The 26,681-nt window shown below is 53.7% G+C and carries 22 protein-coding genes and 4 pseudogenes; 16 read left to right on the top strand and 10 right to left on the bottom strand.

Going from position 1 to position 26,681, the window contains the following annotated elements:
• Positions 1 to 42: 42 nt before the first annotated feature.
• Both P2W74_RS17800 and P2W74_RS17795 read left to right on the top strand, forming a co-directional pair.
• Complete coding sequence (locus P2W74_RS17800; protein WP_276292655.1) at positions 43 to 552, top strand: adhesin; 510 nt, start codon at positions 43 to 45, stop codon at positions 550 to 552.
• The gene (locus P2W74_RS17795; protein WP_276292654.1) at positions 536 to 817 is read left to right on the top strand and encodes a hypothetical protein; all 282 of its coding nucleotides are present in this window, start codon (positions 536 to 538) and stop codon (positions 815 to 817) included. The genes P2W74_RS17800 and P2W74_RS17795 overlap by 17 nt, the downstream gene beginning before the upstream one ends.
• A gap of 51 nt (positions 818 to 868) precedes the next feature.
• Here the strand turns inward: P2W74_RS17795 and P2W74_RS17790 are convergent, their stop codons facing one another.
• A complete protein-coding gene (locus P2W74_RS17790; RefSeq protein ID WP_276292653.1) occupies positions 869 to 1,321 on the bottom strand; it encodes a SymE family type I addiction module toxin in 453 nt (150 codons plus the stop codon).
• A gap of 328 nt (positions 1,322 to 1,649) precedes the next feature.
• Between P2W74_RS17790 and P2W74_RS17785 the strand changes: the two are divergent.
• From P2W74_RS17785 to P2W74_RS17765, 4 genes and pseudogenes are all read left to right on the top strand, one after another.
• Positions 1,650 to 3,014 (top strand): annotated as a pseudogene (locus P2W74_RS17785) (VENN motif pre-toxin domain-containing protein); the annotation flags it as partial.
• Positions 3,015 to 3,424: 410 nt separating this feature from the next.
• Complete coding sequence (locus P2W74_RS17780) at positions 3,425 to 3,613, top strand: CPCC family cysteine-rich protein (RefSeq protein WP_276295219.1); 189 nt, start codon at positions 3,425 to 3,427, stop codon at positions 3,611 to 3,613.
• A gap of 160 nt (positions 3,614 to 3,773) precedes the next feature.
• A pseudogene (locus P2W74_RS17775) lies at positions 3,774 to 5,717 on the top strand (hemagglutinin repeat-containing protein); the annotation flags it as partial.
• A 449-nt stretch (positions 5,718 to 6,166) separates the two neighbouring features.
• Positions 6,167 to 6,802 (top strand): SMI1/KNR4 family protein, encoded by a 636-nt coding sequence (locus tag P2W74_RS17765; RefSeq protein WP_276292652.1) that lies wholly within the window; start codon positions 6,167 to 6,169, stop codon positions 6,800 to 6,802.
• Positions 6,803 to 6,969: 167 nt separating this feature from the next.
• On the opposite strand, the gene P2W74_RS17760 is transcribed toward P2W74_RS17765, so the two are convergent.
• The gene (locus P2W74_RS17760) at positions 6,970 to 7,422 is read right to left on the bottom strand and encodes a SymE family type I addiction module toxin (RefSeq protein WP_276292651.1); all 453 of its coding nucleotides are present in this window, start codon (positions 7,420 to 7,422) and stop codon (positions 6,970 to 6,972) included.
• Between the two features lie 328 nt (positions 7,423 to 7,750).
• On the opposite strand from P2W74_RS17760, the pseudogene P2W74_RS17755 reads away from it, so the two are divergent.
• The 5 genes and pseudogenes from P2W74_RS17755 to P2W74_RS17735 all read left to right on the top strand — a co-directional run.
• Positions 7,751 to 9,124 (top strand): annotated as a pseudogene (locus P2W74_RS17755) (hemagglutinin repeat-containing protein); the annotation flags it as partial.
• A 683-nt stretch (positions 9,125 to 9,807) separates the two neighbouring features.
• Positions 9,808 to 10,140: a DUF6572 domain-containing protein gene (locus tag P2W74_RS17750; RefSeq protein WP_192611299.1), complete on the top strand. Its 333-nt coding sequence runs from the start codon at positions 9,808 to 9,810 to the stop codon at positions 10,138 to 10,140.
• A gap of 154 nt (positions 10,141 to 10,294) precedes the next feature.
• Positions 10,295 to 10,555: pseudogene (locus P2W74_RS17745) on the top strand (hemagglutinin repeat-containing protein); the annotation flags it as partial.
• Positions 10,556 to 10,728: 173 nt separating this feature from the next.
• Positions 10,729 to 11,268: a DUF2058 domain-containing protein gene (locus P2W74_RS17740; protein ID WP_276292649.1), complete on the top strand. Its 540-nt coding sequence runs from the start codon at positions 10,729 to 10,731 to the stop codon at positions 11,266 to 11,268.
• A 103-nt stretch (positions 11,269 to 11,371) separates the two neighbouring features.
• Positions 11,372 to 11,854 (top strand): cold-shock protein, encoded by a 483-nt coding sequence (locus P2W74_RS17735; RefSeq protein ID WP_276292648.1) that lies wholly within the window; start codon positions 11,372 to 11,374, stop codon positions 11,852 to 11,854.
• Between the two features lie 62 nt (positions 11,855 to 11,916).
• On the opposite strand, the gene P2W74_RS17730 is transcribed toward P2W74_RS17735, so the two are convergent.
• Positions 11,917 to 12,465 carry an RNA 2'-phosphotransferase gene (locus P2W74_RS17730; RefSeq protein ID WP_276292647.1) on the bottom strand — a complete coding sequence of 183 codons (549 nt, stop codon included), beginning with the start codon at positions 12,463 to 12,465 and terminating at the stop codon, positions 11,917 to 11,919.
• 304 nt (positions 12,466 to 12,769) lie between these two features.
• Between P2W74_RS17730 and mmuM the strand changes: the two genes are divergently transcribed.
• On the top strand, positions 12,770 to 13,702 hold the full coding sequence (gene mmuM, locus P2W74_RS17725; protein ID WP_276292646.1) for a homocysteine S-methyltransferase: 933 nt from the start codon (positions 12,770 to 12,772) through the stop codon (positions 13,700 to 13,702).
• A 152-nt stretch (positions 13,703 to 13,854) separates the two neighbouring features.
• On the opposite strand, the gene fbpC is transcribed toward mmuM, so the two are convergent.
• The 6 genes from fbpC to P2W74_RS17695 form a co-directional block, all read right to left on the bottom strand.
• Positions 13,855 to 14,901, bottom strand: a complete 1,047-nt coding sequence (fbpC, locus tag P2W74_RS17720) for a ferric ABC transporter ATP-binding protein (RefSeq protein ID WP_192611304.1) — start codon at positions 14,899 to 14,901, stop codon at positions 13,855 to 13,857.
• Between the two features lie 11 nt (positions 14,902 to 14,912).
• A complete protein-coding gene (locus tag P2W74_RS17715; RefSeq protein WP_276292645.1) occupies positions 14,913 to 16,991 on the bottom strand; it encodes an ABC transporter permease in 2,079 nt (692 codons plus the stop codon).
• 139 nt (positions 16,992 to 17,130) lie between these two features.
• Positions 17,131 to 18,162 carry an ABC transporter substrate-binding protein gene (locus P2W74_RS17710; protein WP_276292644.1) on the bottom strand — a complete coding sequence of 344 codons (1,032 nt, stop codon included), beginning with the start codon at positions 18,160 to 18,162 and terminating at the stop codon, positions 17,131 to 17,133.
• A complete protein-coding gene (gene uhpC, locus P2W74_RS17705; RefSeq protein ID WP_276292643.1) occupies positions 18,159 to 19,463 on the bottom strand; it encodes an MFS transporter family glucose-6-phosphate receptor UhpC in 1,305 nt (434 codons plus the stop codon). Before uhpC ends, P2W74_RS17710 begins: the two co-directional genes overlap by 4 nt.
• An 84-nt stretch (positions 19,464 to 19,547) precedes the next feature.
• A complete protein-coding gene (locus P2W74_RS17700; RefSeq protein WP_276292642.1) occupies positions 19,548 to 21,089 on the bottom strand; it encodes an MASE1 domain-containing sensor histidine kinase in 1,542 nt (513 codons plus the stop codon).
• Complete coding sequence (locus P2W74_RS17695) at positions 21,090 to 21,719, bottom strand: response regulator transcription factor (protein WP_276292641.1); 630 nt, start codon at positions 21,717 to 21,719, stop codon at positions 21,090 to 21,092. It lies immediately after the preceding gene.
• Positions 21,720 to 22,005: 286 nt separating this feature from the next.
• Here P2W74_RS17695 and tauA point away from each other — a divergent pair, with 286 nt between their 5' ends.
• From tauA to tauD, 4 genes are read left to right on the top strand one after another with little or no spacing between them, the layout of a single operon-like run.
• Positions 22,006 to 22,968, top strand: coding sequence for a taurine ABC transporter substrate-binding protein (gene tauA / locus P2W74_RS17690; RefSeq protein WP_276292640.1), 963 nt, complete (start codon positions 22,006 to 22,008; stop codon positions 22,966 to 22,968).
• Between the two features lie 11 nt (positions 22,969 to 22,979).
• A complete protein-coding gene (gene tauB, locus P2W74_RS17685) occupies positions 22,980 to 23,747 on the top strand; it encodes a taurine ABC transporter ATP-binding subunit (protein ID WP_276292639.1) in 768 nt (255 codons plus the stop codon).
• Entirely contained in the window at positions 23,744 to 24,571 is an 828-nt protein-coding gene (gene tauC, locus P2W74_RS17680; protein WP_276292638.1) for a taurine ABC transporter permease TauC, read from the top strand. The genes tauB and tauC overlap by 4 nt, the downstream gene beginning before the upstream one ends.
• On the top strand, positions 24,568 to 25,419 hold the full coding sequence (tauD, locus tag P2W74_RS17675) for a taurine dioxygenase (RefSeq protein ID WP_276292637.1): 852 nt from the start codon (positions 24,568 to 24,570) through the stop codon (positions 25,417 to 25,419). Before tauC ends, tauD begins: the two co-directional genes overlap by 4 nt.
• 81 nt (positions 25,420 to 25,500) lie before the next feature.
• Here tauD and hemB read toward each other — a convergent pair whose 3' ends face one another.
• The gene (gene hemB, locus P2W74_RS17670; protein ID WP_276292636.1) at positions 25,501 to 26,475 is read right to left on the bottom strand and encodes a porphobilinogen synthase; all 975 of its coding nucleotides are present in this window, start codon (positions 26,473 to 26,475) and stop codon (positions 25,501 to 25,503) included.
• Between the last annotated feature and the right edge of the window lie 206 nt (positions 26,476 to 26,681).

The following is a 26,681-nucleotide window of genomic DNA, read 5'->3' as shown; positions in this document are numbered from 1 at the left end:
GAAGAAACGCAGGCCGGGCTGGATAAGATCGCAAAAGGCGATATGCCGGACAGCACTAATATCACGAAAGTGATCGTGAATGGTTATAAGGATGGCGTGCTGATAGCAGGAGCCGCTTATTTGGGTCCGGCAGCATCAGTAGGAAAAGTTGTGGGCGGTGCCGTAATATCGGAAAGCGCTAATGGTATGTATCAGTGGTACGACCTGAGCAAACCCGGCAACGAAAACAAAGGCTGGGATTACTGGGGAAGTGCCTCGGCAGGCATTACTGGAGCACTGGCACCAGGACGGAGTATATGGCAGAACGCAGGGATCGCGGCAGGTGGAACTCTATTTACTGATGGGCCTGATAAAGGTGCTTTAACCGGGACTGGGGCTGGTTGGGCATTTGGTAGTACGGTTAGTGTGATTGCACCGCCTGTATTGAAACCAGTTTTAGGCCCAAACTCTGGCTTTGTTAGTGATGTAATTGGTTCTGTTGGCGGCGAATTTATTGGTAATAAAGTTAAAGATAAAATAAATAAGAAGGGGGCGAATGGTGCTGATGAATAAAAACAATCAAAAAATAAGCTTAAAACTTTTATTTTTAAGTGTTATTTATCTTGTTGCTTGTTGTTTCATTTTTTTCTTTATAGCTAGTGCTGTTATTGACTTGATTTTTGATGGCAAGGTGAATTTAACGCGAGACGTAATTATAGATATCATCGTTGTAAGCACTATCGCGGGTTCTGCAGGAGGGGTGGGTTCATGGATCTTCGCTAAAATAGACGAACGCAAGCGCAAGGCCCGAGAAAAATCGCCCTCAGATCCCAACTGATCCTCACAATCATAAACCCCGCCCTTACCCGGCGGGATTTTTTTATCTCACTTACGCCGACTCAAGCGCCACTCTGGCCGCCACGCCCTGCAAAAATGCCATCACCTGCTGCTGTTCTTCTTCTGGTAATTGGCTGATGTTGTTCAGTTCTTTCATAAAGGGTGTCTCCGTGGCCCGGGTGGTGATGACCAGGCAGCCCGGCATCACGCGAACATCGAGTTCGGTTCCGGAAGTAAACCCGGCATCTTCCATCCAGCGCCCGTTCAGGCGCAGGCTGGCACAGCGGGTGTAGCGCCGGGTTCTCTTGGTCTGGCGATCGTAGTGGCGGGTGCTGACATAACTCACCGTCATACGTCGTACGCTTTTAGAAATACCTTCTGCTTTCTTTTCCAGCGCGCAGTCGCCATTTTTGCGTACCGCTTCGCGATTTCTGGAAATATTGGCCAAAGTTTCAGAATCTGTTTTGGCAATAGTGACTTCTGGCTTAATATTTGTGTCAGCCATATTCAACTCCGTATTAGTTGTTTGTGGTTAGCGGTATGAAGGTGCTGGTTACACCTTCATATCGCGTTCTTTAATAATCTGAATTTATCGTTTTATGTTACTTTTCTGTTGTGGCCATATTTTTCTCTGTGTCCATTATACCTTGCTGAATAAAAACACAGTATAAAGTTGTTGGGCAATATTAAAAATTGCGAGGCCGCTTCAGAAATTAATATCGATTCATGTAACGTTGCGTTTTTAATAATTTCGTTAAGATGTCATCTATTATTCCTTATCTCAACCTCCTATGGCGTCGGCAACTGGGGCATCAGCGTGTTTGCCAACGCACGGGAAAGACAAAGGCAACGGCACCGACTGGACCGAGACCACGATAGACAGCGGCAAAACTGTCACCATCAAAAGCGGGAACGACACCGTAATCGACGGGGCGCAGGTCAACGGCAATACAATCATTGCCGACGTCGGTCACGACCTGCTGATGAGCAGCCAGCAGGACACCAACAAGTACGACAGCAAGCAGACCAGCGTGGCGGCAGGCGGCAGCTTCACCTTCGGCAGCATGTCTGGCTCCGGTTACATCTCTGCCTCCCAGGACAAGATGAAGAGTCGCTTTGACTCGGTGTCTGAGCAGACCGGGCTGTTTGCCGGTGACGGTGGTTTTGACATCACCGTCGGCAATCATACACAGCTCGACGGGGCGGTTATCGCATCCACGGCAACGGCGGATAAAAACAGCCTCGATACCGGGACGCTGGGCTTCAGCGATATCCACAACGAGGCGGATTTCAAAACTCAGCACTCGGGCATCAGTCTGAGCGGCGGCGGCAGCTTCGGGGAGACGTTCAAGGGCAACATGCCGGGCGGGATGATTTCGGCGGCGGGCAACAGCGGCCACGCGGAAGGGACCACCCAGGCGGCTGTCGCTGACGGCACGATAACCATCCGCGACAAGGCCAGCCAGAAACAGGACGTGGCGGATCTGAGCCGCGACACGGAGCACGCCAACGACAGCATCAGCCCGATCTTCGACAAGGAGAAAGAGCAGAACCGCCTGAAAGCGGTGGGGATGATCAGCGAAATTGGCGGCCAGGTGGCGGACATAGCACGGACGCAGGGTGATCTGAACGGACTGAAGAAAGCCCGGAGCAATTCGAAAACCACACTGCCAGCCAATGCGACAGAGAAAGAACGCCAGGATTATCTTGCTGGCCTGCGGAATTCGCAGGCTTACAAAGAGGAAATGGAGAAGTTCGGCACCGGCAGCGATATCCAGCGCGGTATCCAGGCGGCCACGGCGGCGTTGCAGGGTCTGGCGGGCGGCAATATCGGTGGCGCGCTGGCGGGGGCTTCGGCACCTGAGCTGGCGCATATGCTGAAATCGACGGAAGGTGATCCTGCGGTCAACGCGATAGCGCATGCGATCCTGGGCGGTGCAGTGGCTGCTATTCAGGGGAACAGCGCGGCGGCAGGCGCTGCTGGAGCTGCATCGGGTGAACTGATTGCGCGAGCCATTGCGGAAATCTATTACCCTGGTGTGAAAACTTCTGATCTGACGGAAGATCAACGGCAGACCATCAGTTCTCTGGCAAGCATCTCGGCAGGTATTGCGGGTGGTCTTGCAGGTGGTGATACGGCAGGTGCGGCGACAGGCGCTAGCGCCGGGAAGAATGCGGTTGAGAATAATGCGCTGAGTAAAAAGGATAAAGTTAACATCCTTGATATCAACCCGATGCTGAAGGTCGGTGTCCTTGATGAGAATGGTGAGGAAAGTCTGGCTGGCGGCGGGATAGCTAAAGGCGGAAAATCCAAAGATACTAAAATTTGGACCAAAACTAAGAAAGATGAACCAGTGCCAAATGCTTATGGACATTGGGAAAAACATAAATCTGAATTCCCTGAGTACCAGAATTCGAAGCAATATGTTGATGCTACACATAACTTCGTAACGACTCCGCCAGCAGGCACTTTGACTAAAACCAGACCTAATGGAGATACTCTGTATTACAATCCAACAACTAACACATTTGCCTCGAAAGACGTAAATGGTGTGCCACGTACAATGTTTAAACCACAGAAAGGCCTCGAATATTGGAATAAGCAATGATGAATAGTGAAACTTACCCTTGCCCATGCTGTGGAAATAAAACAATAGATGAGCTTGGTTGCTATGAAATATGCCCTATTTGTGGATGGGAAGATGACCCTGTTCAATCAGCTGATCCTGATTTTTCCGGTGGTGCAAACTCTCCGAGCTTGAATGAAGCAAGAGAGCAATTAATAAACCGTTCGTAAATAACAAAAATCCCGCCCTTAACCCGGCGGGATATTTTTATCTGTCACGATCCGCCGTTACATACAGTGCCCGTCCTCGCGCTTATACACCGGCATATCACCGGTATCGTTCAGCGCGCCCGGAAACGTCTCCAGCCACTGCACCATCTTCTTGCGGTTGAATCTGCTGGTGAAAGGCTCTTCAGTTGTGGCAGATAATGCTGTTAACCTGCACGCAGGTAACAACGTCGATATCGTGGCCGCCACCAATACCGACACCTCCTGGCGCTTTAAAGAGACCAAAAAAAGCGGCCTGATGGGCGCCGGCGGCATCGGTTTTACCCTCGGTAGCAGTAAAACGACGCACGACCTGAAAGAGGCGGGCACCACCCAAAGTCAGAGCTTCAGCACCGTGGGCTCTACGGGCGGTAGCGTGGCGATTTCGGCGGGAAACCTGGCGCATATCGGCGATGCGGTGACGGGCAGCACGCTGAACGCGGGCAATAACCTCTCCATCACCGCGAACGGGAAAGGCAAAGGTCCGAACAGCGGCGATATCGTGATTGCCGGCAGCCAGCTGAAAGCGGGCGGCGACACCACGCTGGACGCGCAGAACGACATTCTGCTGGGCGGCGCGGCGAATACTCAGCAGTCGAGCGGCAAGAACAGCAGCAGCGGCGGCGGTGTGGGCGTGAGTATCGGTGCGGGCGGCAACGGCGCGGGCATCAGCGTGTTTGCCAACGTCAATGCGGCCCACGGGAAAGACAAGGGCAACGGCACCGACTGGACCGAGACCACGATAGACAGCGGCAAAACTGTCACTGTCAAAAGCGGGAACGACACCGTACTCGACGGAGCGCAGGTCAACGGCAATAAAATTGTCGCCGACGTCGGTCACGACCTGCTGATGGGCAGCCAGCAGGACACCAACAAGTACGACAGCAAGCAGACCAGCGTGGCGGCAGACGGCAGCTTCACCTTCGGCAGCATGTCTGGCTCCGGTTACATCAACGCCAGCCAGGACAAGATGAAGAGTCGCTTTGACTCGGTGTCTGAGCAGACCGGGCTGTTTGCCGGTGACGGTGGTTTTGACATCACCGTCGGCAACCACACGCAGCTTGACGGGGCGGTTATCGCATCCACGGCGACGGCGGATAAAAACAGCCTCGATACCGGGACGCTGGGCTTCAGCGATATCCACAATGAGGCGGACTTTAAAACCCAGCACGCGGGCGGCTCGTTTAACACCGGGGGCAGTATCGCCGGGCGGTTTGCCAGCAATGCGGCGAGTACGCTGCTGGCAGGCGGTGGCCACAAAGGCCACGCAGAGGGAACGACTCAGGCGGCAATCGCTGACGGCTCTGTCACCATCCGCGATAAGGCCAGCCAGAAACAGGACGTGGCAGACCTGAGCCACGACACGGAGCATGCCAACGGCAGCATCAGCCCGATCTTTGACAAGGAAAAAGAGCAGAACCGCCTGAAAGCAATCGGGCTTATCAGCGACATTAGTGGCCAGGCCGCAGACATTGCCAGATCTCAGGGTGAGCTGGCCGGGCGTAAAGCGGCGAAAGATCCGGCATCACTGGAAGAAGCACGCCAGCAGCTGGCTGGGGAAGGAAAAGCGGTCACAGATGCTGCGGTGGAAGAACGTGCGTACAACAATGCGTCGACGTTCTACGGCACGGGCGGTGCGGTTCAGCGCGGTATCCAGGCGGCAACTGCCGCACTGACCGTGCTGGCTGGCGGTGGAGATCTGGCGGGCGCACTGGCAGGGGCATCGGCTCCGGAGCTGGCAAATATCATCGGGCATCGTTCTGGCCTCAGCGACGATGATGCGCTGATCGCTCATGCCCTGCTGGGCGGTGTGGTGGCCTCGTTACAGGGCAAGAGTGCGGCGGCAGGTGCTGCGGGAGCGTTGACGGGAGAACTGGCTGCCCGAGCCATTCAAGACCAGATGTTCCCGGGTAAAAAGAACAGCGATCTGAGCGAAAGCGATAAGCAGTACATCAGCAATCTGGCAACGATAGCGTCAGGGCTTGCGGGGAATATCGTTAGTGGTAACTCAAGCGGCACAACGACGGGGGCGCAGGCAGGGAAGAATGCGGCGGAGAATAATACGCTCAGCGATGATGAAGAGGAAATCAAGAGCCTGCATGGTAATCGTCCAATAAAAATTATTCCGATTAATCCATTGAAAATTGGGCTGACGGATGAAGATGGAGACGTGCAGGGTAATGGTGGTAAGGTTATAATCATCAACAAATCTAAGTATCCTGAATCTGCTAAGCATATTGAAGATGCTCAGGCTGCGGGTAAACCAGCCGTATTGACTATAGATCGTAGTGGTGCAGCGCAACGGCGACGGGAATCATTGCAAGATACTCCTCCAGTAAAAGGATTAGATCGCGATGAATACCCACCGGCAATGTTTAAAGAAGGAGGGGCGGGCTCTTCTGTTAGACCAATCACGCCTTCTGATAACCGAGGAGCGGGAGCTTGTATTGGTGCACAGTGTCGTAACTTACCGGATGGCACGTCTGTTACCATTAAAACTGATGGAGGAAATAAAAAATGAGTTTTTATATTAAAAAATTAGTATCCATTTGTGGTGATGAGTTATCAACTAAACAAGCGAGCCATAATTTTTCTGCGTTAACTAGCTCATCCGTATGTGAACAACTGAAGGAATTATTAGCAGTAAAAAATGGATTTTATGGTTTTGAGTCGGCTTTGCATGTTTTCCCCTATGAATCAACAGATGAAGAAATAGGTTTGCTCGACTGGAATGAAAAATCGCTTTGGATATCTTATTACAATGATATGGCTCTTGACGCATTGTATTTTGCGGAGGATGTGTTTGGCAGTCAGTTTTGCGTACGAGACGATGGGATTTATAGCTTTGATCCAGAAACCGCAGATTTTAGTAAAATAGCAGAAACTATTAATGACTGGTGTCATGTGATATTGAATGATTATAATGTATTAACTGGTTATTCTTTGGCGCATTCATGGCAAAAATTACATGGGGCTATTCCACCATGTCATCGATTGGTTCCTAAAATTCCATTTGTCACTGGAGGTTCATATGATATTGAGAACCTGTATTTGGAATGTACTTATAAATCTCTGATAGCAAGAGCAAATCTTGCATTGCAAATAAGAGATATTCCGGATGGGAATAGTATTAAGATAATTACCCAAGAGTAGTTATTATTGTTCAGGGGTATGTGAATATCAGTAGGGCGGTAACGTGGGTGTCAACAGTTTTTCGGCAGAGATAGCTGTACTGAACAAAAAATAGCTGAAAGACTAATTAATATATCAAAACTACAATAGGATAAACCCGCCCTTATCCAGCGGGTTTTCTTCCCCATTCACACCGCCTCAAGCACTACCTTCGCCGCCACCCCCTGCAAAAACCGCCTCACATGCTCCTGCTCTTTCTCCGGCAAACGACTGATCTTGTTCAGGTCTTTCATAAACGATGTCTCCACCGGGCGGGTGGTGATGACCAGGCAGCCCGGCATCACGCGAACATCGAGTTCGGTTCCGGAAGTAAACCCGGCATCTTCCATCCAGCGCCCGTTCAGGCGCAGGCTGGCACAGCGGGTGTAGCGCCGGGTTCTCTTGGTCTGGCGATCGTAGTGGCGGGTGCTGACATAACTCACCGTCATACGTCGTACGCTTTTAGAAATACCTTCTGCTTTCTTTTCCAGCGCGCAGTCGCCATTTTTGCGTACCGCTTCGCGATTTCTGGAAATATTGGCCAAAGTTTCAGAATCTGTTTTGGCGATAGTAACTTCTGGCTTAATATTTGTGTCAGCCATATTCAACTCCTGTTTAGTTGTTTGTGGTTAGCGGTATGAAGGTGCTGGTTACACTTTCATATCGCGTTCTTTAATAATCTGAATTTATCGTTTTATGTTACTTTTCTGTTGTGACCTTATTTTTCTCTGTGTCTATTATACCTTGCTGAATAAAAACACAGTATAAAGTTGTTGGGCAATATTAAAAATTGCGAGGCCGCTTCAGAAATTAATATCGATTCATGTAACGTTGCGTTTTTAATAATTTCGTTAAGATGTCATCTATTATTCCTTATCTCAACCTCCTATGGCGTCGGCAACTGGGGCATCAGCGTGTTTGCCAACGCACGGGAAAGACAAAGGCAACGGCACCGACTGGACCGAGACCACGATAGACAGCGGCAAAACTGTCACCATCAAAAGCGGGAACGACACGGTGCTCGACGGGGCGCAGGTCAACGGCAATACAATCATTGCTGACGTCGGTCACGACCTGCTGATGAGCAGCCTGCAGGACACCAACAAGTACGACAGCAAGCAGACCAGCGTGGCGGCAGGCGGCAGCTTCACCTTCGGCAGCATGTCTGGCTCCGGTTACATCAACGCCAGCCAGGACAAGATGAAGAGTCGCTTTGACTCGGTGTCTGAGCAGACCGGGCTGTTTGCCGGAGACGGTGGTTTTGACATCACCGTCGGCAACCACACGCAGCTTGACGGGGCGGTTATCGCATCCACGGCAACGGCGGATAAAAACAGCCTCGACACCGGGACGCTGGGCTTCAGCGATATCCACAATGAGGCGGACTTTAAAACCCAGCACTCGGGCATCAGTCTGAGCGGTGGCGGCAGCTTCGGGGAGACGTTCAAGGGCAACATGCCGGGCGGGATGATTTCGGCGGCGGGCAACAGCGGTCACGCGGAAGGCACCACCCAGGCGGCAATCGCTGACGGGACTATCACTGTCCGCGACACGGCAAACCAGAAACAGGACGTGGCGGATCTGAGCCGCGACACGGAGCACACCAACGACAGCATCAGCCCGATTTTCGACAAGGAAAAAGAGCAGAACCGCCTGAAAGCGGTGGGGATGATCAGCGAAATCGGCAGCCAGGTGGCGGACATAGCGCGGACGCAGGGTGATCTGAACGGACTGAAGAAAGCCCAGAGCAATTCGAAAACCACACTGCCAGCCAATGCGACAGAGAAACAGCGCCAGGATTATCTTGCTGGCCTGCGGAATTCGCAGGCTTACAAAGAGGAAATGGAGAAGTTCGGCACCGGCAGCGATATCCAGCGCGGTATCCAGGCGGCCACGGCGGCGTTGCAGGGTCTGGCGGGCGGCAATATCGGTGGCGCGCTGGCGGGGGCTTCGGCACCTGAGCTGGCGAACATCATCGGCCATCATGCGGGTATTGACGACAACACAGCAGCAAAAGCCATTGCCCACGCCATTCTCGGCGGTGTGACGGCGGCGCTTCAGGGTAACAACGCGGCGGCAGGCGCTGTCGGCGCGGGGTCCGGTGAGCTGGTCGCGGTAGCTATCGCCAGAAGTCTCTACCCGAACACAGACCCGTCGAAGCTGACGGAAGACCAGAAGCAAACCGTGAGCACACTGGCAACACTTTCAGCGGGCATGGCTGGCGGTATTGCAGGCGGGAATGTGTCTGGTGCAGCTGCCGGGGCGAGTGCCGGGAAGAATGTTGCGGAGAATAATGCGCTCAGCGACGATGAAGAGGAAATCAAGAGCCTGCATGGTAATCGCCCATTAAAGATCTTTGACATAAACCCGATGATGAAACCTGGCCTTGTTGATGAGGATGGTAATACTGTTAACATCGGTGCATCTAAAGCAGGTAAGCCCGGCACTGCTGCTACAAAGCTACCTTCAGGCTATGCAGCAAACGCTTCCGGGAATGTCGTCGGACCCAAGGGGGGTGTTTATAACAACACTGGTAAAGTAGACTCCGCCGGAAATGTCATTTATTCGAATAACGGTGGCTATTACATTTTCACTGAGGGCGCAAAGTCTGGTACTTCTTCACCAAATCCATCAAATCAAGTTCGTCAGAATTACGAACAAGGTAAGGTTTTTGAGGATAAGGTTTACCAAGAACATAGTGTCGATAAGTCGGTGTCTGCAAGAGAGATTACCGTGAAAACTCCAGGTGGGACGAATGTCAGGATTGATATCATCAGCAAGGACAAGCAAGGTAATATTACGTGCATTGAGTGTAAGAGCTCGTCGACTGCTCCACTGACTCCCAATCAGAAAGTTGGTTACCCTGAAATAGAAAAGAATGGCGCCACTGTAACAGGAGCTGGAAAACCAGGATTTGAAGGTGGGACTATGATACCACCGACAAAAATTGACATTATCAGACCAGATAAAACACCAAAGAGGTAAATATGTCAGTAGAAGATGTGAGCAAAATTGACTCTATTGGTATACCGAGCGACAACCCTAATACAGTTAGCTTGGCGATCTCGGATCATTTAACTTGGGATGTGCCCATTGAAGAACACTTGTATAAAATTCAAGAAAAAATAAATACTTACATAAGTTTTATTGAAAGCGGAGAGATATATGATGTGTTCCCAGCATCACAAGGAACAACGCGAAAGATCATAGAGATTTATTTCAAATATGACCTTCCAGAACAGGTTGTTTCTTTCTTAGATCAAATATCGAATGTTCTGCAATCAATCAACATAGAGTTAAGATATCAAACATTGAAATAACGGAAATCCCGGCCAAGTCGCCGGGATCTTTTTATCTGTCACGATCCGCCGTTACATACAGCGCCCGTCCCCGCGCTTATACACCGGCACATCGGCGGTGTCGTTCAGCGCTCCCGGAAACGTCTCCAGCCACTGCACCATCTTCTTGCGGTTGAATCTGTTGGTGAAAGGCTCTTCAGTTGTGGCTGATAATGCTGTTAACCTGCACGCAGGTAACAACGTCGATATCGTGGCCGCCACCAATACCGATACCTCCTGGCGCTTTAAAGAGACCAAAAAAAGCGGCCTGATGGGCACCGGTGGCATCGGTTTTACCCTCGGTAGCAGTAAAACGACGCACGACCTGAAAGAGGCGGGCACCACCCAAAGTCAGAGCTTCAGTGTAAGTATTCCGCATAATCGTGCCATTCACATTTAGAGATCTTCTTTTTTCTGACCCAGAAGATGAACAGCGTAGCTCTAAAATCTGGCGGGACGTCCGTGGGGCTGACTCCATAAGATGAGCTGTGACCCGGGACGTCAACCCGATACAGCCTCAAAAAATACAGGTATAATCCCCATAAATATTCAACCGGTTTAGATACGAAGATGACGAAACTCACCTTACAAGAGCAGATGCTTAAAGCTGGATTAGTGACCAGCAAAAAAATGGCCAAAGTCCAGAGAACGGCTAAAAAATCACGCGTTCAGGCTCGTGAGGCAAGAGAGGCCGTGGAAGAGAATAAAAAAGCGCAACTTGAGCGTGACAAGCAGCTCAGCGAACAACAAAAACAGGCTGCGTTATCTAAAGAGTATAAAGCTCAGGTAAAGCAACTCATTGAAATGAACCGCATCAACATTTCAAGAGGCGATATTGGGTTTAACTTCACCGACAATAATTTAATCAAAAAAATCATGGTGGATAAGCTAACCCAGGCTCAGCTGATCAACGGTCGTCTTGCGATTGCGCGTTTGGTTGTTGATAACAGTAGCGAGAGCGAATACGCGATTATCCCCGCGAGCGTAGCCGATAAGATTGCCCAGCGGGATGTGAGCAGTATTGTGTTACACAGCGCGCTGAGTGCAGAAGAGCAGGATGAAGAAGATCCGTATGCCGACTTTAAAGTACCTGATGATTTGATGTGGTAAACAACGATCATCCAGACTTAAGCCAAAGGCATAGTCTGTGCAGGCATTGTGCTTTACACTGCGCGCTGCAAAACTGAGTAGATAAACGATTAATCAGGCGGTAATGGCGATGAACGGAACGATCACAACGTGGTTTAAAGATAAAGGCTTTGGATTTATCAAAGATGAAAACGGTGATAACCGTTATTTTCATGTGATTAAGGTCGCCAATCCGGAGCTTATCAAGAAAGATGCGGCGGTGACCTTCGAACCGACCACCAACAACAAGGGCTTGTCCGCGTATGCGGTGAAAGTCGTCCCGGAAAGCAAACATATTTATATTGCGGGCGAGCGCCTTAAGCTCACCTCGATCAAGTCTTTCCTGGTGTACAGCGAAGAAGTCCCTGTCGATACCGGCATTGATAAAGAGAATGCGGTGCTGTCGGTGGGGATCCTGATGAGCAATATCAGACCCAAAACAGACGCGAAGCCTGGCGAAATGCGCTCGGTGAAAAAACTGGCAATCACCACCTTCCAGGGCACGACGTTAATCTTCTCGGAAGATGAGATAGACATCGAGGCCACGGTAAAAATGCTCAAGATCTGAAATCATTCGGACTGACCCGTGCCGAAATTCTGTGGCTCAGATAAGCAGAATTTCGGCACCGCTTACGCCTCCCAGAAAATAAAACTTACCGGCACCGTTTTGGTCAACCAGACGCCATTATCTGCCTGATAAAATGTAATCCCTTTCTCGTGCATCAAGCGCGCATCAATCTTCAATACCACCGGTTTTCCGTGTCGCTTGCCAACTGCCGTGGCCGTCGCTTCATCGGCGGATAAATGGACATACTGCCTGGAACCGGCGATGAGTCCCTGTTGATGAATGGCGTCGACAAATCGCGTTGCTGTGCCATGAAATAACAATGCAGGCGGAATTTTTTCGACAAACTGGATATCAACGTGTTGGGATGAATGGCCCTGAACCGCGCGTATCCGTTGTCCATCCGCAGAGAGGGCAAACCGTTTTTTATCGCTGGTTTCGACAATGGACTGAATCAGTTGCCGATCGAGAGGCTTATTTCCCTGGGCCGCGCAGCGAATCAGGATGTCGATGTCGGCCCATCCTTCGCTGTCTAATTCCAGACCGATCGCGTCAGGCTGATGCCGTAAGACATAGCTTAAAAATTTGCTGACTTCGGTGAATGATTTTCCCATGCGCATTAATTCCTGTGTCCGTACGCCAGCCAATGCCGGTTGCTATGAATACACTTTACTCTACCACTGAGAGGGGCCAGCCGACGATAAAGGTGACGGGATTCCGGGGCACTCCGGTGGCGCACCTTTTTGTTTCTAATCATTACGTCTTACGCTCTGACAAGCGCCAGCCCTTAGGGTGTGGCATCAGCAACCGGTTTGAACGGGCGTTAAAAATGGGCGATGGTACAGGTTATCGTTTGCGTCATTGTGATAGGGTGATTTTCTGCTTATTAATTTCGAAAATCCCTACAGGAGCCACAACATGTCGCAGCATAATCCGTTGAACGCCATCCTCGAAAAGCAAGATTTCCTGTTGCTGGATGGGGCGCTGGCAACGGAACTGGAAGCGCGTGGCTGTACGTTAGCGGACAGGCTCTGGTCCGCCAAAGTGTTGGTGGAAAACCCGGAAGTGATCCGCGAGGTTCACCTGGACTACTATCGCGCGGGCGCGCAGTGTGCCATTACCGCCAGCTATCAGGCTACACCAGCAGGTTTAGCAGCGCGCGGCCTCGATGAGGCGCAATCAAAAGCGCTCATCGGAAAGAGCGTTGAACTGGCGCGTAAAGCGCGGGAAGCATATCTGGCGGAAAACCCGCAGGCGGGCACGCTGCTGGTGGCAGGCTCCGTGGGGCCCTACGGCGCGTTTCTTGCCAATGGTTCTGAATACCGTGGCGATTACCTGCGTAGCCGCGAAGAGTTTCAGGCATTCCATCGCCCACGCGTGGAAGCGTTGCTTGACGCAGGTGCCGATCTGTTGGCCTGCGAAACGATGCCGAATTTTGTCGAGATCAAAGCGCTGGCAGAACTGTTGAAGGCCTGGCCGCGCGCCCGTGCGTGGTTCTCTTTCACCCTGCGCGACAGCGAGCATCTGAGCGACGGCACGCCGCTGCGCGAGGTGGTCGCGTTCCTCAGCCATTTCCCACAGGTGGTGGCGATTGGCGTCAACTGCATTGCGCTGGAAAATACCACCGCCGCGTTGCAGCATTTTCAGGGGCTGACGGCGCTGCCGCTGGTGGTTTATCCGAACTCGGGCGAGCATTACGACGCGGTGAGCAAAAGCTGGCATCAGCACGGCGAAAGCGGCGCACGGTTGGCGGATTACCTGCCGCAGTGGTTGGCGGCGGGGGCGCGGTTGATTGGCGGGTGTTGTCGCACCACGCCAGAGGATATTGCCGCTTTAAAAACGCGAAGCTGACGGTAGGGCCGGTAAGGCGTTAGCCGCCATCGGGCATTGATTGTCTGATGGCGCTTCGCTTATCAGGCCTACAAATGTATCAGGCCTGCGAAAACATCACTTATCGGGCAAGAAATGTAGGCCGGGTAAGCTTAGCGTCACCCGGCACAACATCACGCCGCATCTGCCAGTACGAACATCCCGTACGGGTGGATTTCGAGATAGTAGTGCTCGCCGACGTCCGGTTGCAGGCGAGTGGCGTTAACCTGCAATAAGATCTCCTGCCCGTGCCACTCTACCGTCACCTCATACTGCGGTCCCATATAGGCTACATGCTGAATCACACAGCGCTGACACTCTTCGCCGCGATCGCTTAAGGTAATCGCTTCCGGGCGTACGCCGACTGTACCTTCTCCCTGACTGGCAAAATGCAGCGCCCTCGGCAGGCGATAACCGTAGATATCAACAAACTCCTGACTGAAGGTGGCCGGGAACAGGTTGGCGTCGCCCATAAAGCTCGCCATAAAGCGCGACGCAGGCTGGCGATAGAGATCCTGTGGCGAGCCTATCTGCATGATATGCCCTTTGTTCATCACCAGCACGGTATCGGACACCGCGAAGGCCTCGCTCTGATCGTGGGTCACATACAGCGAGGTGATATCAAACTGCTTTTGCAGCTCGCGGATTTTATCGCGCATGCTGCGGCGCAGGTTGGCGTCGAGGTTACTCAGCGGTTCATCAAACAGCAGCACTTTTGGTTTGAGGATCAACGCGCGGGCCAGCGCCACGCGCTGCTGCTGACCGCCGGAGATCTGATCAACATAGCGGTCTTCGAATCCTTCCAGATCCACCATCGCCAGCGCCTCTTTGACGCGTGCTTTCACTTCGCTGCGTGATACGCCGAGCATCTTCAGACCATAGCCGACGTTTTCGCCCAACGACATATGCGGAAACAGGGCATAAGACTGAAACACCATGCAGATATCGCGCTGCTGAATAGAGCGATGGGTGACGTCTTCGCCATCAATAAAAATCTGCCCTTCGCTCGGCTTCTCCAGCCCGGCGACCAGACGCAGAATGGTGGTCTTCCCGCAGCCAGAAGGGCCGAGCAGCGTCACCATTTGCCCCTGCGGGATGGTGAGATTGATATTGTCGATAACCGTGTTGTTACCGAAACGTTTGGTGACGTTGCGCAGTTCAACAAAATTTTTCTGACTCATAGTGCGCTCCATTACGCCTGGTTTTTGGCTTTTGAACGGGAGATTCGAGCTTCCCCGATCAGCCAGTCAAAGAGGAAAATAATCGCCAGCATCACCACGATCAGAATCGAGCCGTAGGCGATCGCCACCCCGTATTCGCCGTCTTCCACGCGGTTCAGGATGTAGGCCGTTGCCACGCGGGTGTCCGGCGTGACGAGAAAGACAATAGCGCTGACGGTGGTAATGGCGCGTACGAAACTGTAGATCAGCGCCGAAAGGATCGCCGGGCGCAGCAGCGGTAGCAGAATGTGCGTAATGGTGCGTAAGCTCCCGGCGCGCAGGCTGAGGGAGGCTTCATCGAGTGATTTGTCGATCTGACCGAGGCCAGCGATCCCGGCACGGATGCCGACCGGTACGTTACGCATCACCATTGAGATAATCACTATCGCCGCCGTTCCGGTGAGGTAAACCGGGGCGCTGTTAAAGGCGAGAATATACGAGACGCCCGCCACGGTACCCGGTACGGCAAAGCACAGCATGGTGGTGAACTCAATGGTCTTTTTACCTTTGAACTGCTGGCGTACCACCACCCAGGCGATCAGCAAACCGAAGGCGGCGGTGATCGGCGCGGCGATGCCGGCGTAGAGCAGGGTATCAAGCAGTGAAGGCCACGCCCCGTCGCTCATCCCCTGGCCGAACAGCTTGATGAAGTTATCCAGCGTCAGGGTGTAGTCCACGCCCCAGTTGACGGTGAAACTGCCGTAGAAAATGCTGCCGTAGAGCAGGGCGTTAAAGGCTACCCACACCGCCAGAATGGCGATCACGCTCCACACCAGCGTCACCGGCAGCGGCTGCACGTCGCCACGGTAGGACTTACCAGAAACGGTGACGTAAGAACGTTTGCCGATCCACATGTACTGGATGCAGAACACCAGCAGTGAGAACAGCAGCAGGAACGCGCCGAGGGTGCTGGCAGCCTGATAATCGAGCTGCGAGCCGGTGATGTAGAAGTAGATTTGCGTCGCTAATACGTCGAAGTTACCGCCGAGCACCAGCGGGTTACTGAAATCGGCCAGCGACTGGACGATCACGATCAAAAACGCGTTCGCCAGCGCCGGTTTCAGCAGCGGAACAAAGACGCCGTTAAAGGTCTGCCAGCGGCTGGCGCGCAGAGTGTATGACGCCTCTTCGAGCGAGGGATGAATGGTTTTGATCGCCCCGTCGAGGATCATAAAGGCCATCGGGGTGAACGCCAGCACCTGTGCCAGCCAGATTCCGGTAAAACCGTACAGCCAGTTGGTATTGGTTAAGCCGAACCAGTCGACCATCAGCTCGGTGACATAGCCGGAGCGGCCCATCATCAGCGTGACGCCTAACCCGACCACAAACGGCGGCGTGACGATCGGCAAAATGGAGAAGATGCGCCCGATAATGGCGCTGCGTTTGGCGATGCGGGTGGTGTAGATCGCCAGCACCAGCCCGAAGAAGGTACACCCTACGCCCACCGCAATCGACAGGGCGATGGAGTTGAGGATCACCTGAATAATATGCGCCTGCGACAGCACGGTCATAAACGCCAGCGGGGCGAATTCGCCTGCGTCGTTGGTGAACATCGGGATAAAAATGGCGATGCTCGGCCAGACGATAAAGACGCCGATTAGTGCCACGATGGCGACCAGTGAACCGATCACAAAACGGTCGCCGCCCAGCCATTCGAGGCGGGTCAGCGCCAGCGTCATGATCGCGCCCAGCGCGACAAACAGCACGATAGTCGCATAGCCTAAACCGCGCCCTTCAATGGTGGCGCTGATGACGATAAACGCCATGCACAGTAGCGCCCAGCCCGCGTCAAGGTAATGGCGGCTACGCTGTTCGCGTTTCGCCTCCTGGAACGGGCGTACCAGCAGCAGACTCGGCAGCAGATACCATAACCAGCTGATATTGAACTGAGACCAGCCGTAGGACTCAAGAATTTCATCGCCCGTGGATTCCAGCAGGCCGTAATCGAGGCTCCAGCTTGGCAGCAGGGCAAACGCCAGCCAGCCCAGCAAAACCCAAAGGAATATCGCATCCCGTTTTTTCACGGGATGGAGTGCAAGTGTGTGTGACATACGTTTTCCGGTGCTCAATCCTGACGTAGGCCGGATAAGCGTAGGCGCCATCCGGCATTCAGGGTGACGATAATTGCCGGATGGCGGCGTTGCCTAATCCGGCCTACGTAACCTTACCTGGAGAAAGTCATCGTGATGCTTATTTACCCATCTTCACTTCGCTGACCCATTTATTGATCAATGCTTTACGTACATCTGTAGAACCGTATTTATCCATGTCGTAGTTGATCAGTTTCAGGTCATCGAGCTTCAGCGAGTTCGGTGAGGTTTCAGCAGTGGTGTTGGTCAGGATCTGATAGGACTTGCCTTTCTTCCATGCCAGTTCCTGTGCGTCTTTCGACAGCACCCAGTCGACGAACAGTTTGGCGTTGTCGAGGTTACGTGCGCCCTTCAGGATGCTGACGCCGCCAATTTCATAGCCGGTCCCTTCGCACGGGGAGATCAGCTCCAGCGGTGCGCCCTGTTCTTTTTCCAGCGAATAGTCGTGCAGGAAACCGATGCCGATGGCGGTTTCACCACGCGCCGCGTTACGCGCCGGGGCAATCCCGGATTTGGTGTACTGAGAGACGTTGGCGTTCAGTTGTTTCAGGTAATCAAAGGCCTGGTCTTCGCCCCACAGTTGGGCGAAGGTCGCCAGCGCGGTGTAAGCGGTGCCGGAACTTTGCGGATCGGCAATCTGAATCTCGCCTTTGTATTCAGGTTTGGTCAGATCTTTCCAGCACTTCGGCACCGGCAGATTTTTCTCTTTCAGACGCTGGGTGTTAACGCCAAAGCCGAGAATACCGACGTAGACCGCAGAAGAGTAGTTGCCTTTAACTTTCGCCGGGTCGCGGAATTTCTCCATTACCTGCTCCAGATTCGGCGATTTGTAAGGCTGTAGAAGATCCATTTCACCGGCCTGAGACTGCGGATCGAGGGTGCCGCCGTACCAGACATCGGCCTGCGGGTTTTTCTTCTCGGCATCGACCTTCGCCAGCGTGCTGCCAGAACCGTTACGGATGAACGACGTTTTCACGTCATATTTATCGCCGAAGGCTTTGGTTTCCGCTTCACACATTTCGTTGGTGGCGCTGCAGTAAACCACCAGGCGACCCTTGGCCTGTGCTGCACCGCTTAAGGTTGCCAGCGCAATGCCGGAAGCAATCAGGGTAGTGACCAGCGTTTTTTTCATTGTTTTATCCTTTGACCGGGAGAGGTTGTAATACCCGCCATCAATAGCGGCATCAGCAATAAACCCATAAATACGGCGGCGACCGAGAGCAAACTGAACATCCCGGACCAGCCATAGTGTTCAATCACCTGCGACAGAGGCCAGCCAGCCAACGCGGCGCCCAGATAGGCAAACAGGCCGAGAAAACCGGTGATGGAGCCTGCTGCCGCTTTGTGTCCGCATTCGACAGCCGCGAGGCCAATCAACATTTGCGGGCCAAAGACAAAGAAGCCCACCGTAAAGAAACAGACCGCCAGCAGCGCGTAGTGATGCACAGGCGCCAGCCAGAGCGCGGCGACGGAGACCATCAGCCCCAGCGTGAACAGCAAAATCATCGGTGCCCGCTGGCCGCTGAACAGTAAATCTGAGCCCCATCCGGCGAACAGTGCGCCAAGCAACCCGCCGACTTCAAACAGCATCACCGTCGCGTTGGCGCTGAGCAGATTGACGCCGTGGCTTTCCGTCAGCCAGATGTTGCCCCAGTCGTTGAGCGCAATACGAATCAGATAGACCAGCACGTAAGAGACGCCCAGCAGCCAGATCATCGGGTTCTTCAGCATTGTGGTGCGTAACATTTGCCCTAACCCCATCGGCGGGCTTTGCTGCTGCTGACGGAGTTCCAGCGGGTCATGTCGCCATTCACCTACCGTTGGTAATCCCTCTTCCTGGGGCGTACCTTTCAGTTGCAGCGTCAACCAAATACCTAATGCCATGCTGATGATCCCCGGTGTCAGCATCGCCGCCTGCCAGCCCCATGAATGGGCGGCGAAGGCGCTAATGAGCGGGATAATGGCCCCGCCAATGTTGATCGACATATTCCAGCAGCCCCACCAGAAACCGCGTTCGTTGCGCGAATACCAGTGGGTGAGCAAGCGGGCGCAGGGCGGCCATCCCCAGCCCTGAAAAAATCCGTTTAGCGTCCAGACCGCCAGCAGCAACGTCAGTGACTCGCCAAAGGCGAATACCACGTTCAGCAGTCCGGTGGCGAACAGTCCTGCGCCCATAAACCAGCGCTGCCCGTGGCTGTCGTGCCATAGCCCGGCGGTGAATTTCGACAGGCCGTAGGTCAGGTAAAACAGCGACCCCAGCAGGCCGATATCGCCTTTATCCAGTCCAAGATCCGTTTGCAGCGCCGGGAGTATGTAGTTCACGCTTTTACGCGTCAGATAAAACGCGGCGTACCCGATGACCATGCACATCAGCAACCGGGGACGTAGCATCCGGTATTGTTGGTCTGTTTCAGTAGCTGGGCGTGCGTGCATGGCGTCTCCGTTTGCGCTGACTATAGGAAAGTGAAAACCAAAGGGGATGAGAGAAAGTCCGCAGTGACTAAGACTTTTTCCTGGTTAATACGGGGTTTGTTGCAAAACTGTGGGCAAGTTAACAATTACCCGCGTGCCGTGCTGCGATTCCAGCGTCAATTCTCCGCCAAGCGCATTCACGCGTTCGCGCATTCCCTGAATACCGAATCCGGGGATTTTTGTTGAGATGATACCCACGCCGTTATCTTTCACTTCCAGATGTAAGAGTGCGTTGTGCTCGCGCAACACGATGGATATCTCGCTGGCACCGGCATGTTTACAGACGTTATTCAGTAGCTCTTGTAACAGGCGGTAGAGGGTGAATTGCACCGTTTCACTCTCTGGCGGTTGCGCTATCTGGTAATCAAAGCGGCAGGTAATGCCGCGCTCGGTAAAGGCAAATTCGTTGACCAGATGATGCAACGCCTCTTTAAACGACAGCTCATCGAGGGCGGGCGGACGTAACTGGCGTAACAACTGGCGGGTCGAGTGATGAATACGTCGGGCAAGATCGTTTATTTGAGCGGCGGCAGCCAGCGTTTGCTCTGGATCGCGCGCCCGTTTCACCAGCTGTGACTGGATCTGAATGGCGGTAATGTTTTGGCCGATTTCGTCGTGCAGTTCGCGCGCGAGGTTTTTTCGCGTGTCTTCCTCGGTGTGGATCAGTTTTTCAGTCAACGCCCGTCGGGCTGCTAATTCGGCCTCAAGGCGTTGACGATAGTGATGCAGGTTTTGCGCCAGATGCTGTTGGCGGCTAATGGCAATTCCCAGACCAATGCCGAGCAGCGCCTGAGTTGCCAGGAAGATCTCCAGCTCAATGAGATTACTGAATCCCACGCCGACCTGACGGGCAATGGTGATCATCATGCTTCCTAACAGGCCGGAGAGCACGCCGCCCTGCCAGCCAAACTTCCACGCCATGACCACGTTGGGCAAAAACACAACAATCAGCAGCAGGCGTTCAATTTCTGGCGATAGCACCATTTGAGTGCCGATACCGATAATAAAGAACAGGCTGCACCAGATGATGAGCGACGTGCGCAGCGGAGGGTTACTCGTATCCAGCCCCAGCAGATGATAGCGATGCTGCTGGCGCAAAAATTCGAAGATCAGATAAACGAACGGCGTCAGCAGCACGCCCCCGGTAAACGAGGCGAGGCCGGGCAGCATCGCCGGGATTTTCATAAACGGTGAAAGCAGGGCGGTGTTAAGTAATGAGGTCGCGGTAACCGCCGCTAGCAGCAGCGTTAGCCGTTGCCAGTAAAGGGGAAACCGGTGCCAGAAAGTCTGAGTAATGCTGGCGGGGATCAGACTAATGAGCGGTGCGGCCAGCAGAATATACCCATTCAGCAACTGCTCGTTGTGTAGCCAGAGCAGCATCAGTATCGGTGGCAGCACCAAAGCGGGCCAGTAGCGGCGCGACAGCAGGATCAGCAGCGCAAGATAGACGCCGTGCGGCAAAAACAGCGCCGCCTGCTGACCGTTATGGGTCAGATAAAATCCAAGCGTCCACAGCATCAACCAGCCCGTTCCCCAGGCCAACACAATGAACAGTGAGATCACCCAGTGACGAACGCTGCGTGACATTTAATGCCCCGTCAGCAACTGATGGTCGAGCGCGAAATGCACCAGCTCGATAGTGCTGTGGCACTGTAGTTTGCCCAGCACATTCGCGCGATGCACGTGAACCGTTTTATGGCTCAGATCGAGTCGGAAGGCGATCTCCTTTACGCTTTCACCTTTCACAAGGAGATCAAACACTTCGCGTTCTCGTGGGGTGAGGACATCCAGCACCTGCGGCTGTTGGTTACCACCGCGTAACGCCCGTAACGCGTCGGCGCACAGATAATGGCCGCCCATGCCGACGGAACGTACTGCCTGCACTAACTCTTCGGGTCCGCAGCGTTTGGTCAGGTAGCCGCTGGCTCCGGCATCCAGCGCGCTCTGCACAAAGGCTGGCGTATCATAGATGCTGAGGATGATGGCGCGGAAGTCGGGTTTTTGCGCGCGCAGTCGCTTCAACAGGCTCAGGCCGTTTTCATCCGGCATGGCAATATCCATTACGGCGACGTTGACGTCATGGCGTATCAGAGAAGGCCATGCCTCGGCAGCACTGCTGTATTGACCGGTGACCTCGAGATCGTCTTCGAGGCCTAATAATTGCGCAAAGCCGGAACGAACCACCACGTGGTCATCCACCAGCACAACACGAATCATATTCATCTTCTCTAGCCAAATTATGACCCTATGATGCCTGTCAGCACTGTGCTGGCAATCACCGGGACGTATTTATGTAATGAATGTAACAAAATTGCAATGTTTTGTCTGGGGCATCTGTATCCGGCATTGGTGCCAGGCGTGTCTCTTGTTACTGCGCAAAATCGCTAACCATTGCCACTTTTTTTCTAAAAACGCTTTGTTCTTAGCCAGAATTTTTAATTCCTTTATCAAACCCCGCCACCACGAAATACTGCCCCCATAACAAGACAGGGGAGCAGACAATATGGCTTTAACATCGCGTAACACCGTCATTGCCGCACTGGCATTCATCGCTTTTCAGGCTCAGGCGGTTAACGTCACCGTCGCGTATCAGACATCTGCGGAACCGGCGAAGGTGGCGCAGGCAGACAACACATTCGCCAAAGAGAGCGGGGCCACCGTCGACTGGCGCAAGTTCGACAGCGGCGCGAGCATCGTTCGTGCGCTGGCCTCCGGCGATGTGCAGATCGGCAATCTCGGTTCCAGCCCATTGGCGGTAGCCGCCAGCCAGCAGGTACCGATTGAAGTCTTTCTGCTGGCGTCAAAGCTCGGCAATTCTGAAGCACTGGTAGTGAAGAAAAACATCAGCAAGCCCGAAGATTTGATCGGCAAACGGATCGCCGTCCCTTTTATTTCGACCACCCATTACAGCCTGCTGGCGGCGTTAAAGCACTGGGGGATTAAGCCCGGCCAGGTGGAGATTGTGAATCTGCAACCGCCTGCGATTATTGCCGCCTGGCAGCGCGGGGATATCGACGGCGCCTACGTCTGGGCGCCTGCGGTGAACGCGCTGGAAAAAGACGGCAAGGTGCTGACCGACTCCGAAAAGGTGGGGGAGTGGGGCGCGCCGACGCTGGATGTCTGGGTAGTCCGTAAAGACTTTGCCGAGAAGCATCCGGAGGTGGTGAAAGCGTTCGCCAAAAGCGCCATCGATGCCCAGCAACCCTATCTCGCGAATCCTGAAGAATGGCTGAAACAGCCAGAAAACATCAGCAAACTGTCGCGCTTAAGCGGTGTACCCGAAGCTGACGTGCCGGGACTGGTGAAAGGCAACACCTATCTGACGCCGCAACAACAGACGGCTGAACTCACCGGACCGGTAAACAAAGCGATTATCGACACCGCACAGTTCCTCAAAGAGCAGGGCAAAGTGCCCGCCGTGGCGACAGATTACAGCCAGTACGTCACCGACCGCTTCGTGCAATAAAGGAGGCGTTGATGCTGCAAATTTCCCATCTCTTTGCGGATTACGGCGGTAAACCGGCGCTGGACGATATCAGCCTGACGCTCGACAGCGGCGAACTGCTGGTGGTGCTGGGGCCGTCGGGCTGTGGAAAAACCACACTGCTGAACCTGATTGCCGGATTTGTGCCGTATCAGCGCGGCAGCATCCTGCTGGATGGCAAACCGGTGGATGGCCCGGGCGCAGAGCGTGGTGTGGTCTTTCAGCACGAAGGTCTGCTTCCCTGGCGTAACGTGCAGGATAACGTCGCTTTTGGTCTGCAACTGGCGGGCGTAGAGAAAGCGCAGCGTCAGCAGGTAGCCCAGGAGATGCTGAAAAAGGTCGGGCTGGAAGTGGCGGGAAAACGCTTTATCTGGCAGCTTTCCGGCGGGCAGCGCCAGCGGGTGGGGATTGCTCGCGCGCTGGCGGCGAATCCGCAGCTTTTGTTGCTGGATGAACCTTTCGGCGCGCTGGATGCTTTTACCCGCGAGCAGATGCAAACCCTGTTGCTGACGCTCTGGCATGAGACGGGCAAAAAGGTACTGCTGATTACGCATGATATTGAGGAGGCGGTATTTATGGCCACCGAACTGGTGCTGTTGTCTCCAGGGCCAGGCCGGGTGCTGGAACGCCTGCCGCTGGACTTTGCCCGCCGTTTTGTTGCGGGCGAACCGAGTCGCAGCATTAAATCCGATCCGCAGTTTATTGAGACCCGCGAATATGTGTTAAGCCGCGTCTTTGAGCAACGGGAGGCCTTTTCATGAGTGTGGTGATTGGTGATAAACCGCGTCAGCGGACGTTGAAATGGCGCTGGCCATTCTCGCGACAGATAACGTTAAGTCTCGCAACGCTGACGGTTATCCTCGCCGTGTGGTGGACGGTGGCGGCGTTGCAGTTGATCAGCCCGTTGTTTCTGCCGCCGCCGGAGCAGGTATTGCAAAAGCTGATCGCCATCGCCGGGCCACAGGGCTTTATGGACGCCACGCTGTGGCAACATCTGGCAGCCAGTCTTACCCGTATTGTGCTGGCGATGCTGGCAGCGGTGATTATCGGTATTCCGGTCGGGATCGCGATGGGGTTAAGTCCGACGGTACGCGGCATTCTTGATCCCATTATTGAGCTTTACCGCCCGGTGCCGCCGCTCGCCTATCTACCGCTGATGGTTATCTGGTTTGGCATTGGCGAGACGTCCAAGATCCTGCTGATCTATCTGGCTATTTTTGCGCCTGTCGCGATGTCGGCGCTGGCGGGAGTAAAAAGCGCGCAGCAGGTTCGCCTTCGCGCGGCAAGATCGCTGGGCGCCAGCCGCCTGCAGGTGCTGTGGTTTGTTACCCTGCCCGGCGCGTTACCGGAAATTCTCACCGGATTACGTATTGGGCTGGGCGTTGGCTGGTCAACGCTGGTCGCAGCGGAGCTGATTGCGGCAACGCGAGGTTTAGGCTTTATGGTGCAGTCGGCGGGGGAATTTTTGGCGACCGATGTGGTGCTGGCGGGGATCGCGGTGATTGCGGTGATTGCCTTTCTTTTAGAACTGGGTCTGCGTGCGCTCCAGCGACGCCTGACGCCCTGGCATGGAGAAGTACAATGAGTGAACGTCTGAGTATTACCCCGCTGGGGCCGTATATTGGCGCGCAGGTTTCCGGTGCGGATTTAACCCGCCCGCTGAGCGATAACCAGTTTGAACAGCTGTATCACGCGTTGCTGCGCCATCAGGTGGTGTTCCTGCGCGAGCAGGCCATCACGCCGCAGCAACAGCGCGCGCTGGCGCTGCGTTTCGGCGAGCTGCATATTCATCCGGTCTACCCGCATGCCGAAGGGGTCGATGAGATTATCGTGCTGGATACCCACAACGACAATCCGCCAGACAACGACAACTGGCACACCGATGTGACGTTTATTGAAACGCCGCCTGCCGGGGCGATTCTGGCGGCCAAAGAGTTGCCGTCAACTGGCGGTGATACATTATGGACCAGTGGGATTGCGGCGTACGAAGCTCTTTCAGCGCCTTTTCGCCAGTTGTTGAGCGGCCTTCACGCGGAGCATGATTTCCGCAAATCGTTCCAGGAATATAAATATCGCAAAAGCGAAGACGATCATCAGCGTTGGTTAGAGGCGGTGGCAAAACACCCGCCATTGCTGCATCCGGTCGTGCGTACCCATCCGGTGAGCGGTAAGCAGGCGCTGTTTGTGAATGAAGGTTTTACCACGAGGATTGTCGATGTGACGAAAAAAGAGAGTGAAGCGCTACTCGGACTCCTGTTTGCCCACATCACAAAACCTGAGTTCCAGGTGCGCTGGCGCTGGCAACCCGATGATGTGGCGATTTGGGATAATCGGGTGACGCAACATTACGCCAACGCCGATTACCCGCCGCAGCGGCGCATTATGCACCGGGCGACTATCCTGGGCGATAAGCCTTACTTCCGGGCGGGCTGATGAATGACTAATGGCGCTTCGCTTACCGGACCTACATTTTTGTAGGCCGGATACGGCGAAGCCGCCATCCGGCAAAACAACTTAACGCAGGATTTTTTTCTCAGCCAGATCCAGTGCAAAGTAGCTGAAGATCAGATCTGCGCCAGCACGTTTGATCGCGCCTAAGCTTTCCAGCACCACTTTCTCTTCATCAATCGCGCCAGCCATGGCGGCAAATTTGATCATCGCGTATTCGCCGCTTACCTGATAAGCCCCGATCGGCAGTTCGGTGCGTTCACGGATATCACGCAAAATATCCAGATATGCGCCAGCCGGTTTCACCATCAGGCAGTCAGCGCCCTGCGCTTCGTCGAGCAGTGATTCGCGGATCGCCTCACGACGGTTCATCGGATTCATCTGGTAGGTTTTACGATCGCCTTTCAGCGCCGTGCCTGCCGCTTCTCGGAATGGGCCATAGAAAGAGGAGGCGAATTTCGTCGAATAGGACATGATGGCAGTGTCGGTAAAACCTGCGGCATCAAGCGCCTGGCGGATTGCCTGTACCTGACCGTCCATTGCCGCGGAAGGGGCGATAAAGTCAGCGCCCGCCGCCGCAGCCACGACCGCTTGCTTACCCAGATTGACCAGCGTTGTGTCGTTATCGACGCCGTGTTCGCACAGTACGCCACAATGACCGTGTGATGTGTATTCGCAGAAACAGGTGTCAGACATGACAATCATTTCCGGCACAGTTTGTTTGCAGATACGTGACATACGAGCCACCAGACCATCTTCCTTCCAGGCATCGCTGCCGGTGTCATCGGTATGGTGTGAAATGCCAAAGGTCATGACGGAACGAATGCCCGCGTTAGCAATGCGCTCAATTTCACGCGCGAGATGCTTTTCTGGAATGCGCATGACGCCGGGCATCGCTTCAATTGCTTTATGGTCGTCGAGTTCTTCTTCAACAAAGATCGGCAACACCAGGTCATTTAAGCTGAGTGTTGTCTCTTCAAACATGGCGCGAAGCGCAGCAGATTTGCGCAGGCGGCGAGGGCGTTGGATTAAGTCTGTCATGGTATGCCTGATGTTTGTGGAATCGAAGGCGGTAGTATACCTGAACCTGCGCGCGAGTGTTTTACGAAAGTTGGCCTTATGCTTTTGCTTGCATGATTAATTAAATAAATATTTGAGCAATATTTTGTTATAGCTGGCTAAATATTTATATTGGTGTGTTGAATTGTTATTTGTCGCATATTTCAAACGTCAATATATTTTATTGT

Origin of the sequence: Citrobacter enshiensis (assembly GCF_029338175.1) — a bacterium.
GTDB lineage: Bacteria > Pseudomonadota > Gammaproteobacteria > Enterobacterales > Enterobacteriaceae > Citrobacter_D > Citrobacter_D enshiensis.
The sequence above is the reverse complement of the archived record's forward strand: the minus strand, read 5'-3'. Positions and strand labels throughout refer to the sequence as shown.